This window comes from Leptotrichia hongkongensis, from assembly GCF_007990635.1.
Lineage (GTDB): Bacteria > Fusobacteriota > Fusobacteriia > Fusobacteriales > Leptotrichiaceae > Leptotrichia > Leptotrichia hongkongensis.
The window spans coordinates 1616638-1630876 of record NZ_AP019846.1 but is presented as its reverse complement, the minus strand read 5'-3'; the positions used below and the strand labels follow the sequence as shown (position 1 = coordinate 1630876).

Sequence of the window (14239 nt, the reverse complement as noted above, 5' to 3'; positions counted from 1 at the left end):
AATAATAATGGAGAAATTTTATGGATGAAAAAAAAGATTTGAAAAAACAAAAAAAAGAAGCAGTGGAAAGTGGATTTAAGAAAAGAATTGAGGAAATAAAAAGGATAGTTTATTTAATTTATAGAAATTATCGAGATGGAGAAACACAAATACTTGCAATTTCACTTACTTACTACTCACTTTTAGCAATTTTTCCTGTAGTTGCCCTAGTTTTAGGAATTACAAAAGGATTTGGGCTAGATAAGATATTTATACAGAAATTTTTTGAATTATGGCCAGGAAACAACAGTTTTCTAAAAATAATTGTAGATATAGCACAAAGACTTTTGTTATCGACAGAAAGCAGTATATTAACAGGTGTAGGAATTGTAATTCTGATTTATTCCGCAGTAAAAGTTTTGATAATGTTGGAAAATTCATTTAATAAGATATGGAAAATTAACAAAAAAAGATCTATAACAAGAAGAGTTATTGACTATATTGCGATTATATTTTTAGGTCCAATATTTTTTGTGCTATTGTCGGCATTAAATTCGTTTGTAGTCGAGGAAATGGTAAAACATTTTCCAAGTAATGGTGTATTACTTAATTTGTTTATTGGACTTTTCGGGCCTGTGACATATATTATTCTGTTTAGTTATCTATTTTATATAATTCCAAATACAAATGTAAAAATAAAGCCAGCGGTTTTTGCTGGAGTTGTAACAACAGCGCTTACTTTTGGATGGAAACTGCTGTTTTTATTATTACAATCTTCAATTACAAAGTATAATATAATTTATGGAAGCCTTGCATTGATTCCAATTTTTCTAATTTGGGTACAATATGTCTGGGTAACAATTTTATTAGGAGCACAAATAGCATTTTCAATTCAGACTTCTGATGAGTTTTTGTATAATGAAAAAATTGAAATGCCGATTAAGGTAAAAAGAGAAGCGGGAATTCTAATTCTATCATTAATAATTAAGAATTTTGTAGAAAAAAAGGAAGCATTTACATATCAGAAATTAACAGATAGACTAGGCATGGAAGTATTTTTTGTGAAAGAAGTATTGTCTGATCTTGAAAAAATGGGATTTATAAATGAAGTGTTTTATGATAAAAATTCAGATAGCCAATATCAAGTTGCGTATAGTCCTGAGACTATTACAATCAGGGAATTTATGAGAAAATTTGATACAAAAAATATTGAATATTATGAAAATATTTTTAGTAATTTGAATGAGGAGGATCAAAAACTTTTAGAAAAGATAAGAGAAAAACTGGCAATGAAAAAAATTGAGAGTTCTGAAGATGAAATTTCAAACGAACAAGAGGAGTCAGAAGAAAAATATTTTGATGACTCAGAAACTCCTATGAATTCAAGAAAATCACAAGAATTGACAATAGATTTTCAAATTTCAAAACAATCAAAGCAAAAAAATGAAAATTCACAAGTAAAAGATTCTCCAAAAATAATAAGAAAAGAAAAAGTTAATCGTGAATCTGAAGTACAGCCAACTTCAACAGATGTAGAAAATTCTGCAAATACACAGAAAAAAGCCAGATATGAAGATGGAACTTGGAAATTCTTTTAGCAAATAAAAAATTACGCAACTGAAAAGGAGACTTAGAAATGATAATAATAGTACTAGCAATGACGATTATAAATATTATTTCAGTAGCCACAATAATTATTTATCTTAATAGAAAAAATAATAAAAATACGGAAAAAATGATAATAAATCAAATTAATGAAAATAATAAGGAAAATTTTGAGGAAAATAAGAAAAATTTGATGAAATTGAAAAATCAATAAATCTTAATACAAAAAATAATTTACTCCAAGGAATAAGCAATTTAGGAAATGTACTATCTGAAAATAATGAAAAACTTCTTTTAAGATTTAATGAGCTTGGACAGAATATAAATACCACGATGAATACCAATAATCAGCTTTTATCTAAGAATCATACCGAAAATACACAGCTTTTGACTACAAGTATGAATAACAATATTCAAAAATTATCTGTCAGATTAAATGAAAATAATACAGCCTTGACGGGTGTTATGACTGAAAATAATCAGCATTTGACTAAAAATATAAATGAATTTAAGGATGGACTTAATAAAAATATAAATGAAAATTTTGAAAAATTAAGTCATAAAGTTGAAAGCAGACTTGATTTAATGAATACAAAGGTAGAAGAGCGCCTGTCGAAAGGGTTTGAAGAAACTACAAAAACTTTTGGAAATGTGCTGGAAAGACTAAGTAAAATTGATGAAGCACAAAAAAAGATAGAGGCATTATCAAGTAATGTTGTTTCGCTTCAGGATATTTTAACAGATAAAAAAAGCCGTGGAATTTTTGGAGAAATTCAGCTTTATCAAATATTATCTTCAGTTTTTGGAGAAAAAAACGATAAACTTTACCAAAAACAATATAAACTTTCAAATGGAACAATTGTTGATTCTATTATTTTTACTCCAGAACCCCTTGGCAACATCGCAGTTGACTCAAAATTCCCATTAGAAAATTATAGAAAAATGTATAATAATGAATTATCTCAGATTGAAAGAGAAAATGCTAGAAAAGATTTTGTAAGTGACTTGAAAAAACATATAGATGCGATTTCTTCAAAATATATAATAAAAAATGAAACGAGTGAACAAGCAATATTATTTCTTCCAGCCGAAGCAATTTTTGCTGAAATAAATGCTTATCATACAGACATAATTGAATATGCTTACAAGAAAAATGTGCGAATAGCTTCACCAACAACATTAATTTCAGTATTGACAGTAATTCAGGTTACGATGACTAATTTGGAACGTGACAAATATGCAAACATAATTCAGCAGGAATTGGAAAAATTGAACGTTGAATTTACAAGATATCGTACACGTTGGGATAATTTGCAAAAGGATATTGAAAAAGTTTCCAAAGATGTAAAAGAAATAAACACAACTTCAAATAAAATAAGCAAAAGATTTGTAGAAATTTCAAATGCAAAATTTGAAGAAAAAATAGGAAATAACAATGCAGAAAGTTTTAAAATTTTAGAAATCGAAGAATAAATGTATTTGATGAATTTAACAAAAAAATTATGCTAAATTCTATAAAAAACAGTTTTATACAATTTTTACCATAAATAAAATCAAAAAAAGTATTAGTATAAAAAGGAGAAAGAATAAACAATGCAAAAAAATGGAATAATATTTGGAAAATTTTATCCATTGCATACTGGACATGTTAATTTCATTCAAATAGCCAGTGGTTACGTAGAAAATTTATATGTTGTCGTATGTACAGATGATGATAGGGACAAAAAATTATATGAAGAATCAAAAATGAAGAAAATGCCGACCGTAAAAGATAGAATCAGATTTGTAGAGAAAACTTTTAAACATCAGAAAAACATAAAAATAATACATCTTGCAGAAGATGGAATTCCTTTTTATCCAAATGGCTGGAAATTATGGAGTGAAAGGGTACAGGAAGCACTTTTAAAAAATAAAATTAAAGTGGATGTAATTTTCACAAACGAAACTCAAGATGTAGAAAATTATAAAAACAATTTTTAACATTACCAAATTTCAGAAAAACTTTTAATAAAAATTTGAAAATTCAATTAATAGACATAAATAGAAATAATTTTCATATCAGTGCAACAGAAATAAGAAAAAATCCATATAAAAACTGGTTTTTTATTCCAAAATATGTAAGAGAGTTTTTTGTCTTAAAAGTAGCAATAATCGGTTCAGAACACTCTGGAAAAACTAATTTGGCTCATAAATTATCCAATTACTACAATACAACCGATAACACAATAGATCAAAGAGTATATAAAGCAGAATTACAAAATCATATAGAAAATATGCAATATTCTGATTATAGCAATATTGCTTATGAACATAACAGAAGAATATTGGAATCTGTTAAAAATGCTGACAAACTAACTTTTATAGATACTGAATTTTCCTCTTTGCAGACTTTTTCAATAATTCAAAATTATCAAAAAAACCTAGTAATAGAAGATTTAATTAAACACAGTAGCTTTGATATACTAATATATATTGAAAAAGAAATAAATTCGAAAAATGAAAAATCTGAATTTGATAATATATTACAACACTTACTAAAAAAAAATAATCAAAAATTCATAAAATTATTTTATAAAAACAATAAAAGTCTTACAGAAAATTATATAAAGAGTATTGAAATAATAAATAAATATCTCGAAATAAATTAAAAATAATTTATTAGAATAATATCATTAAAACTAAGAAACAATAAGTGCTTTCTAAGAACTAAAAAATGATTTACGAATAAAAAAATGAAAAAAACTTTGAAAAAATGGAAAAAAGTAGTTGACAAAGGGGAGGGGATATGATAATATATATCTTGTCGATACGAAAAAGTATCGCAGGACAATAGAAGATAAGAATAGAAGAAGCAACAATGTGTAAGATATAAATAAAAGTCAAGAGCACTTGCCTTGAAGGCAAGAAACTCGTCAAGACTAAGGTGGAAATAAAATATATGAGAAATATATTGAATGAAGAGTTTGATCCTGGCTCAGGATGAACGCTGACAGAATGCTTAACACATGCAAGTCATTGGCGAAGCTGCGCTTGCGCAGCCTAGCCAAGGCGGACGGGTGAGTAACGCGTAAGGAACTTGCCCTGCAGACAGGGATAACAGACGGAAACGACTGATAACACCTGGTACTGTCAGGCTGGCGCATGCCGGCCTGATGAAAGGAGACGCTGCAGGAGAGCCTTGCGTCCTATTAGCTAGTTGGTGGGGTAACGGCCCACCAAGGCGATGATAGGTAGCCGGCCTGAGAGGGTGAACGGCCACAAGGGGACTGAGATACGGCCCTTACTCCTACGGGAGGCAGCAGTGGGGAATATTGGACAATGGGGGCAACCCTGATCCAGCAATTCTGTGTGCACGAAGAAGGTTTTCGGATTGTAAAGTGCTTTCAGCAGGGAAGAAGAAAGTGACGGTACCTGCAGAAGAAGCGACGGCTAAATACGTGCCAGCAGCCGCGGTAATACGTATGTCGCAAGCGTTATCCGGAATTATTGGGCATAAAGGGCATCTAGGCAGCCTGTAAGTCTAGGGTGAAAACCTGCGGCTCAACCGCAGGCCTGCCCAAACTACAGGGCTAGAGTATCGGAGAGGTGGACGGAACTGCACGAGTAGAGGTGAAATTCGTAGATATGTGCAGGAATGCCGATGATGAAGATAGTTCACTGGACGGTAACTGACGCTGAAGTGCGAAAGCTAGGGGAGCAAACAGGATTAGATACCTGGTAGTCCTAGCTGTAAACGATGATTACTGGGTGTGGGCATGAAGAGTGTCCGTGCCGAAGCAAATGCGATAAGTAATCCGCCTGGGGAGTACGCGCAAGGTTGAAACTCAAAGGAATTGACGGGGACCCGCACAAGCGGTGGAGCATGTGGTTTAATTCGACGCAACGCGAGGAACCTTACCAGATCTTGACATCCTGCGAATGCCCGTGAGAGCGGGCAGTGCCTTCGGGAACGCAGAGACAGGTGGTGCATGGCTGTCGACAGCTCGTGTCGTGAGATGTTGGGTTAAGTCCCGCAACGAGCGCAACCCCTATCGTTAGTTGCCATCATTAAGTTGGGGACTCTAGCGAGACTGCCTGCGAAGAGCAGGAGGAAGGTGGGGATGACGTCAAGTCATCATGCCCCTTATGATCTGGGCTACACACGTGCTACAATGGACAATACAAAGGGCAGCGAAACCGCGAGGTCAAGCAAATCCCATAAAGTTGTTCTCAGTTCGGATTGTAGTCTGCAACTCGACTACATGAAGCTGGAATCGCTAGTAATCGTAGATCAGCATGCTACGGTGAATACGTTCTCGGGTCTTGTACACACCGCCCGTCACACCACGAGAGTTGTCTGCACCTGAAGCTGCTGGTCCAACCGCAAGGAGGAAGGCATCTAAGGTGTGGATAGTGATTGGGGTGAAGTCGTAACAAGGTATCCGTACCGGAAGGTGCGGATGGATCGCCTCCTTTCTAAGGAGCAACATGCACAGCTTCTTCTTATGTCTTATGGGCGTGTAGCTCAGGTGGTTAGAGCACTGTGCTGATAACGCAGGGGTCGCTGGTTCGAGTCCAGCCATGCCCACCATATGTGTCTTGGGGATATAGCTCAGTTGGGAGAGCGCTGCCCTTGCAAGGCAGAGGTCAGCGGTTCGAACCCGCTTATCTCCACCAATCAATGACTAGGACAATGGGAAATGAATAGTAGGTAAAAGATTACAATTAAACTGGAGTAAAAAGTTATTCTGGAGAAAAAGCTAACAAGGGCACACGGAGGATGCCTAGGCAACAGCAGCCGATGAAGGACGTGATAAGCTGCGATAAGCCGGGAGGAGATGCACATGATCAGTGATTCCCGGATTTCCGAATGGGTAAACCTGCATGTCTGGAGGACATGCGTGAAAACGGTAAGCCCGCGAACTGAAACATCTAAGTAGCGGGAGGAAAAGAAAGTAAAAACGATTCCCTGAGTAGCGGCGAGCGAACGGGGAGGAGCCTAAACCGTGCCAGTGCCAAGCGGACAGCGTTGCTGGCACGGGGTTGTGGACTTCCATCAGCGGATTGTCATAATGCTTAAGCCGCATATGTGTAAGTGGAACCAGCTGGGAAGCTGGACCGAAGAAGGTGATAGTCCTGTAGAACATAAAGCATATGCTGCGACTGGAAGCACCCGAGTAGCGTCAGGCACGAGGAATCTGGCGTGAATCAGCGTGGACCATATCACGCAAGGCTAAATACTGCTGTTGACCGATAGTGAAGAGTACCGTGAGGGAAAGGTGAAAAGAACCCTGAGCAAGGGAGTGAAACAGAATTTGAAACCGTGTGCTTACAAACGGTAGGAGCACTTTATGTGTGACTGCGTGGATTTTGGTTAATCATCCTGCGAGTTATGGCTGGTGGCAAGGTTAATAGAACGGAGCCGAAGGGAAACCGAGTCTTAACAGGGCGACAAGTCGCCAGCCATAGACGCGAAACCTAGTGATCTAGGCCTGTCCAGGCTGAAGCTGAGGTAAGACTCAGTGGAGTAGAACTCACCGCCGTTGAAAAGTTGGGAGATGAGATAGGTCTAGGGGTGAAAAGCCAATCGAACTAGGAGATAGCTCGTTCTCTCCGAAATGCATTTAGGTGCAGCCTTGGCATGAAGATATGCGGGGGTAGAGCTCTGTATGGTCTAGGGGGCGTACTGCTTACCGAAATCAAGCAAACTGCGAATACCGCATATTAATAGCCAGGAGTGAGTCCGTGGATGACAAGGTCCTCGGACGAGAGGGGAACAGCCCAGACCGCCAGCTAAGGTCCCTAATTATGTCTAAGTGGGAAAGGAGGTGGATATTCACAGACAATAAGGAGGTTGGCTTAGAAGCAGCCATGCCTTGAAAGAGTGCGTAATAGCTCACTGGTCGAGAGTATCTGCGCCGAAGATGTAACGGGGCTAAGACATAAACCGAAGCTGCGGAGGCGTGCTTGCACGCCTGGTAGGAGAGCGTTCTGGTAGTTGAAGGAATGCCGCAAGGCCATTCTGGAGGTATCAGAAGTGAGAATGCAGGAATGAGTAGCGAGAAGGCGGGCGAGAATCCCGCCTAGGAAGTCCAAGGTTTGGGGAAGGTTTGTCCGCCCGGGAGTCGGGACCTAAGCATAAGCAAAAATGTGATGGCGAATGGAAAACAGGTTAATATTCCTGTACCGCTGTTATCGCCTGAGAGACGGAGTGACGCAGGAAGGTATGCGGGAAGGCTGACGGAATAGCCTTTCTAAGGGCGTAGCATGGGCATGCAGGAAAATCCGCATGCCTAAATGTGAGACCTGACGGGTAAGTGCATCTTGCATAAGCCACAGATCCTACACTGCCGAGAAAAACTTCTATCGATGAGAACCAGCGCCCGTACTGTAAACCGACACAGGTGGACAGAGTGAGAAACTTAAGGCCGACAGGATAACTCTAGCTAAGGAACTCTGCAAAATGGCCCCGTAACTTCGGGAGAAGGGGTGCCTGACATACCTGAAGGGAGAGACGCCCTGAGGGGAAACAGGCCGCAGTGAAGAGTCCCAAGCAACTGTTTACCAAAAACACAGGTCTATGCTAAGCTGAAAGGCGACGTATATGGGCTGACACCTGCCCAGTGCCGGAAGGTTAAGAGGAGGGTTAGAGCGAAGCTACGAATCGAAGCCCCAGTAAACGGCGGCCGTAACTATAACGGTCCTAAGGTAGCGAAATTCCTTGTCGGGTAAGTTCCGACCTGCACGAATGGTGAAATGATTTGGGAGCTGTCTTGGCTGGAGACCTGGTGAAGTTGTAATGCCGGTGAAGATACCGGCTACCTGCAGTAGGACGGAAAGACCCCGTGGAGCTTTACTGTAGTCTGATATTGAAATTCGGCACAGCTGTGTATAGGATAGTTGGGAGACTGTGAAGCCAAGGCGTCAGTCTTGGCAGAGTCGTCGTTGGAATACCAACCATATGCCGTCGGAATTCTAATCTGGAAACGGAGACAGTGCTAGATGGGCAGTTTGACTGGGGCGGTCGCCTCCCAAAGAGTAACGGAGGCGTTCAAAGGTTCCCTCAGGCTGGATGGAAATCAGCCTAAGAGTGCAAACGCATAAGGGAGCTTGACTGCAAGACTGACGGGTCGAGCAGGCACGAAAGTGGGAGTTAGTGATCCGGCGGTTCCGAATGGAAGGACCGTCGCTCAACGGATAAAAGCTACCCCGGGGATAACAGGCTGATACTTCCCAAGAGTCCATATCGACGGAAGTGTTTGGCACCTCGATGTCGGCTCGTCTCATCCTGGGGCTGGAGAAGGTCCCAAGGGTTGGGCTGTTCGCCCATTAAAGAGGCACGCGAGCTGGGTTCAGAACGTCGTGAGACAGTTCGGTCCCTATCCACTGCAGGCGCTTGAGCACTGAAAAGATCTGACCTTAGTACGAGAGGACCGGGTTGGACAGACCTCTGATGTATCAGTTGTCACGCCAGTGGCACGGCTGAGTAGTCACGTCTGGAACGGATAACCGCTGAAAGCATCTAAGCGGGAAGCCGGCTTTGAGATGAGTGATCGCAGTATCCATGGAGAACACATGGTCGATAGGCCAGGGGTGCAAGCGCAGCAATGCGTTCAGCTGACTGGTACTAATATTACGTATGCTTTTTATGTAGTCTTTTGCTTCTGCTATTTATTTCCCATTGCCTTAGGCAATGCAATCTATATTCAAAAGTTTGGTGATCATAGCGGCAGGGATACACCCGGTCACATTTCGAACCCGGCAGTTAAGTCTGCCTGCGCCTACGATACTTGGATTCGTCCCGGGAAAATAGGAAGCCGCCAAACTTTTTTTTCTTTTGCGTCTCCGTAGCTCAGCCGGTTAGAGCATCTGACTGTTAATCAGAGGGCCGTTGGTTCGAGTCCAACCGGGGACGCCATTCTTTTTATACCCCTTATCATCTAATTTCCTCCCTCGGAAGTTTTTTTTTGCTTTTTTTTCATTATACAGCTCTTCCATAAAAAGTAAACTATAGTGAATTTATAGTAAAACTAGTTTAAAATAGAACTCAAAAATTATGACTATTTTACTCAAACCATAAATTATATAATTTCTATCAGTTCAATTTTAAATAGGTTCGAGTACAATTAAAGGATTTTGTATTTTTCATTTTCTAAAGTAAAAATTTTATATTCTCCGTTACCTATTAGCTTGCGTTCGTCTAAGTCATGAGCTTTTTTGTTTTGAATATAATTAAAAAATAGTTCTAAGACTGTTCCGTGTGTTACAATTAAAATATTTCCGTATTCATGGTTAGAACTGATTTTTTCTAAATCTTAATTAAATAAAATTAAGAAAATATTTTTCTTGAAAATTTCAATAAATTTAATAGAATTTAAATGTTATGAAAGATATATTTTATTTTGTATAAAGTATTCGTTTGTTATAAATATATTATATAAGAAAATTAGCCGAATTTGAATTCGGCTTTTTTTAAAGATAAATTTTAATTTTTTATTGTTTAGGGACTTGATAGTTTTGATGGCAAATAGGACATTGCATGAATTCTTGCTTTTTACTTATTGGAAATATCGGTATCCAAAATAATGTAAACCATTGCTGTGAACTCATAAATTGCAAATCTGAGATATTGTTACATCGAGAACATTCATATTTTCCTACTATACCAAGATTTTTTATTTTATTTTTCGTTCCGTATACTATAATCATTTTATTGCTTCCCCTTTCAAATTATTAATCTTCTTTTTTTATTTCTAATAATTTTAGTCTTAAATCATCTGCAAGTACATTTTCTTCTATTTCAGCAGGAGCTCCAGTCATTAAATCCTGTCCTTTATTTGTTTTAGGGAATGGGATTACTTCTTTTATAGAATTTTCTTTTAGCATTGCCATAAGCCACCTGTCGATTCCGAAGGCAAGTCCTCCGTGTGGTGGTACACCATATTTTAGTACTTCCAGAAAGAATCCAAATTTTTCTTGTTGTTCTTCTTTACTAAGCCCTAATTTTTCAAATACTTTTTCCTGTAATTCCTCTTCGTGAATTCTGATACTTCCACCACCGATTTCATAACCGTTTAGAACCATATCGTAGGAATCTGTCTTTATTTTATCAAGTTCATTTGAATCAAGATATTTTCTATCTTCCTGTTTTATTGAAGTAAATGGATGATGTTGAGCCTTATATCTATTTTCCTCTTCGCTCCATTCGAACATTGGGAAGTCAATTACCCATAGGAATTTGAAAGAATCTTTGTTAATTAATTCCAGCTCTTCTCCAAGTTTTAGTCTTAATGCTCCCAGCCCATCATGAACAATTTTATATTTATCAGCTAATATTAAAGCAATTTCGTTATTTTTAATTCCTAATTTTTGAGTAATTTCAGTTAACTTTTCTTCAGTAAAAAATTTGGCAATTGGAGAATTAATTTCACCATTTTCATTGATTTTGATATAAGCCAGCCCTTTTGCTTTGAAATATGTTGTTACAAAGTCTTCTAAATCTTTGATGTATTTTCTTGAAAATTTTTCAGCATTTGGAGCAACGATAGCTTTTACATTTCCCCCATCTTTTATTGCATTTTCAAATACTCCAAATCCAGAATTTTGTGTTTCTTTGGATAAATCAATCAATTTCATGTCAAATCTTAAATCAGGCTTGTCTGAACCATAAAAATTCATTGCATCATCATAACTCATTCTTTCAAAATTTTCAGTAATTTCAATGCCTGTAACATCTTTAAATACTTGTTTTGCAAGTGCTTCTGTCACATTTAAAATATCTTCTTGCTCAACAAACGACATTTCCAAATCTAATTGTGTAAATTCAGGTTGTCTGTCAGCTCTTAAATCTTCATCTCTGAAACATTTTGCAAGCTGATAATATTTATCAACACCTGATACCATAAGTATTTGCTTAAATAGCTGTGGAGATTGTGGCAGGGCGTAAAAGTCACCTTTGTTTATTCGGCTTGGAACTACAAAATCTCTCGCTCCTTCGGGAGTGGCTTTCGCTAGAATAGGAGTATCAATGTCTAAAAATCCATTATCATTCATAAATTTTCTGATTGAAAATAGCATATCATTTCTTTTTATAATGTTATTTAGCATTTTTGGACGTCTTATATCGAGGTATCTGTAAGTTAGACGCATATTTTCATTAAGATTTCCTGTTTCATCAATTTCAAACGGTAATTGCTTAGAACGGCTCAAAATCTCAATATTTTTTGCTTCAACTTCAATATCTCCAGTAGGAATATTTTTATTTTTGCTGCTTCTTTCAGCAACTTTTCCAGTAACTTTTATAACCCACTCATTTTTTAATTTTCTAGCTTCCTCAAAAAGCTCTTTTCCTGAAACTTCTTCATTTACCAAAATTTGAGTAATTCCATATCTATCTCGCAAGTCAATGAATGTGAAATGCCCCAAATCCCTAACTTTTGAAACCCATCCAGATAAAATAACTTCTTCTCCGATGTTTTCCATTCTTAATTCATTTAATTTATAATTTCTGTACATTTTATTTCCTTTCTTTATATTCAAATTTCTTTTAATTTATTTATATAAAAATCTCTAAAATAATTGGTATAAATAATGCCGGCAACATATTTGCAATTTTTATCTCTTTTTTTAATAATAAATTTACTCCGATTGCCATAACCATTATTCCACCAAGAAAATTTATATCTGAAATTGTTTTTTCAGTTAAATATGGTTTTAGATAATTAGCAAAAAGATAGAAAAATCCTTGGTAAATAAAAACTGAAACAGCTGAAAACATAACGCCTATTCCATATAGAGATGTTATAACAATGGAAATTACTCCATCTAAAATTGCTTTTATCTTTAACGTTGTATCGTCACCTGTAAGTCCGCTGTTTATTGCTCCTACAATTGCCATTGCTCCTGTACAAAATAAAATTGTAGCAGTTGAAAAGCCTTTTGCAAAACTTTTTTCAGAATCATTATTTTCTGGATTTTTGATAGCAAAATTAACTTTTTTTTCCAAAAATAATCCCAAATTTTTTAATTTTAAATCAATATCTATGATTTGTCCAATTATCGAACCGATAATCAGATAAATTAAAACAATAATATCTCGATTTGAATTTATCGTGCTTTTCAAACCAGCAACTATTATAAATAGTCCAGCACACTCCATTATAAGATCTTTCATTTCATTTTTAAATTTATGGCCTACAAAAAATCCTATCAAACTACCCAAACTAATAGCTAAAAAATTTATAAAATTTCCCATAGCCCCCCCTATTTTTCAAGACTTTTTCTTTCAAAATGTTTCAAAACTTGCTGAAAACTGTATTTTTCCTGTTCTCCAGTACTAAATTTCTTTATTGTAACTACATTTTCTTTTTGTTCATCTTCACCTAAAATCAATACATAGTCTGCATTTTCACGGTTTGCCTTTTTCATTTGGGCTCCAAAACTTTTTGGATTGTAGTCAAAGTTAACTTTTATTCCATTTTTTCGTAGTTCTTCTACTATTTTTACAAAATATTCTTTTGTTTCATCAAAATAAATAACGTAAATTTTGTTTTCTTTTTTTGCAATCAAATTTTCATCCATAAGCATTGCAATTCTTTCCATTCCAGCGGCAAAGCCTATTCCTGGCACTTTTGCATTTCCAAGTATTTCAAGAAGTCTGTCGTAACGCCCTCCAGCCAGCACAGTTGCCTGCGAGCCTAATTTGTCAGATTTTATTTCAAAGACTGTATCTGAGTAATAGTCAAGTCCACGTACCAGCTTGTCATTTACCACATAATTAATATTCATTAATTCAAGATATTTTTTTGTATCTTCAAAATAATTTTTACTTTCTTCATCAAGATAGTCGTATAATTTTGGGGCGTTGACAAATTGTTCTTGGTCACCTTTATCCTTTGAATCCAATGCTCTTAAAGGGTTAGTTTTATATCTTCGTTTTGAATCGTCACTAAGTTTATCCAGTCTTTTTTTCATAAATGATTTTAAATCATCGATGTATTTTTTTCTTGAATCAATGTTTCCAAGACTGTTTATTTCGACAGTCAGTCCAGTAATTCCAAGTTTTTCAAGAAATTCACATCCCATTCGGATAATTTCAGCATCAAGGTAAGCAGAACGGACTCCGAACATTTCAATACCCATTTGATGAAATTCTCTAAATCTTCCTTTCTGAGGGGCTTCGTAACGATACATTGGACCGTTGTAGAACCATTTTACAATTGGGGAAGACTTGTGAAAACCTGCTTCCAAATAGGCACGTACTACTCCAGCAGTACCTTCTGGACGCATTGTAACATTTCTGTTACCTTTATCTACAAATTCGTACATTTCCTTTGAAACAACATCTGTTTCATCTCCAACACCACGTCTAAAAAGTTCAGTTTCTTCCAGAATAGGCGTTATAATTCGTTCAAATCCATATTTTTCAAATACACTTTTTGCTGTATCAACAATTAGGTCGTATTTTTTTACATCATCAGAATATCTATCTTTCATTCCCTTTAAAACACTAATCATTCTAAATTTATCCTTTCATTACATGCAATTTTAGCAATTAAAAATTTATCTTCTCATATTATATCAAAAAATGTGAGTTATTATCAATATTTATTTGAATTTATTTTTTAGATCAAAATGAATAAATTTAAAATTGATTTTTATAATGAAATTTTGTTTT

The 14239-nt window shown here is 36.1% G+C and carries 10 protein-coding genes, 3 tRNA genes and 3 rRNA genes; 11 read left to right on the top strand and 5 right to left on the bottom strand.

What is annotated here, in order from left to right; translation table 11 throughout:
* Positions 1–20 precede the first annotated feature (20 nt).
* The 11 genes from FVE75_RS07690 to FVE75_RS07650 all read left to right on the top strand — a co-directional run bounded on the left by FVE75_RS07690 (position 21) and on the right by FVE75_RS07650 (position 9481).
* Positions 21–1577, top strand: a complete 1557-nt coding sequence (locus tag FVE75_RS07690; protein WP_147005941.1) for a YihY/virulence factor BrkB family protein — start codon at positions 21–23, stop codon at positions 1575–1577.
* Between the two features lie 38 nt (positions 1578–1615).
* Entirely contained in the window at positions 1616–1798 is a 183-nt protein-coding gene (locus FVE75_RS11535) for a hypothetical protein (RefSeq protein WP_232052502.1), read from the top strand.
* Positions 1799–1917: 119 nt separating this feature from the next.
* Positions 1918–3057, top strand: a complete 1140-nt coding sequence (locus FVE75_RS07685) for a DNA recombination protein RmuC (protein WP_232052501.1) — start codon at positions 1918–1920, stop codon at positions 3055–3057.
* 120 nt (positions 3058–3177) lie between these two features.
* Positions 3178–3564 (top strand): adenylyltransferase/cytidyltransferase family protein, encoded by a 387-nt coding sequence (locus FVE75_RS11530; protein WP_232052500.1) that lies wholly within the window; start codon positions 3178–3180, stop codon positions 3562–3564.
* Positions 3565–3599: 35 nt separating this feature from the next.
* Positions 3600–4232 carry a multifunctional transcriptional regulator/nicotinamide-nucleotide adenylyltransferase/ribosylnicotinamide kinase NadR gene (gene nadR / locus FVE75_RS11525; protein WP_232052499.1) on the top strand — a complete coding sequence of 211 codons (633 nt, stop codon included), beginning with the start codon at positions 3600–3602 and terminating at the stop codon, positions 4230–4232.
* A 303-nt stretch (positions 4233–4535) separates the two neighbouring features.
* Positions 4536–6039, top strand: a 16S ribosomal RNA gene (locus tag FVE75_RS07675).
* A gap of 38 nt (positions 6040–6077) precedes the next feature.
* Positions 6078–6154: transfer RNA gene (locus FVE75_RS07670), tRNA-Ile, on the top strand.
* Positions 6155–6164: 10 nt separating this feature from the next.
* Positions 6165–6240: transfer RNA gene (locus FVE75_RS07665), tRNA-Ala, on the top strand.
* Positions 6241–6316: 76 nt separating this feature from the next.
* Positions 6317–9214: ribosomal RNA gene (locus FVE75_RS07660) — 23S ribosomal RNA — on the top strand.
* Between the two features lie 62 nt (positions 9215–9276).
* Positions 9277–9389: ribosomal RNA gene (gene rrf / locus FVE75_RS07655) — 5S ribosomal RNA — on the top strand.
* The 16S, 23S and 5S rRNA genes sit together here with 3 tRNA genes alongside, the layout of an rRNA operon.
* A 15-nt stretch (positions 9390–9404) precedes the next feature.
* Positions 9405–9481 (top strand) — tRNA-Asn (locus tag FVE75_RS07650).
* Between the two features lie 208 nt (positions 9482–9689).
* Here FVE75_RS07650 and FVE75_RS07645 read toward each other — a convergent pair.
* The 5 genes from FVE75_RS07645 to hisS all read right to left on the bottom strand — a co-directional run bounded on the left by FVE75_RS07645 (position 9690) and on the right by hisS (position 14079).
* Positions 9690–9866 carry a histidine phosphatase family protein gene (locus tag FVE75_RS07645; protein ID WP_269472176.1) on the bottom strand — a complete coding sequence of 59 codons (177 nt, stop codon included), beginning with the start codon at positions 9864–9866 and terminating at the stop codon, positions 9690–9692.
* 190 nt (positions 9867–10056) lie between these two features.
* Positions 10057–10272: a zinc-ribbon domain-containing protein gene (locus FVE75_RS11730; protein WP_147005940.1), complete on the bottom strand. Its 216-nt coding sequence runs from the start codon at positions 10270–10272 to the stop codon at positions 10057–10059.
* Between the two features lie 24 nt (positions 10273–10296).
* Positions 10297–12078 (bottom strand): aspartate--tRNA ligase, encoded by a 1782-nt coding sequence (gene aspS, locus FVE75_RS07635; protein WP_147005939.1) that lies wholly within the window; start codon positions 12076–12078, stop codon positions 10297–10299.
* A 40-nt stretch (positions 12079–12118) separates the two neighbouring features.
* Positions 12119–12817: a DUF554 domain-containing protein gene (locus FVE75_RS07630; RefSeq protein WP_147005938.1), complete on the bottom strand. Its 699-nt coding sequence runs from the start codon at positions 12815–12817 to the stop codon at positions 12119–12121.
* Positions 12818–12825: 8 nt separating this feature from the next.
* Positions 12826–14079: a histidine--tRNA ligase gene (gene hisS / locus FVE75_RS07625; protein WP_147005937.1), complete on the bottom strand. Its 1254-nt coding sequence runs from the start codon at positions 14077–14079 to the stop codon at positions 12826–12828.
* Between the last annotated feature and the right edge of the window lie 160 nt (positions 14080–14239).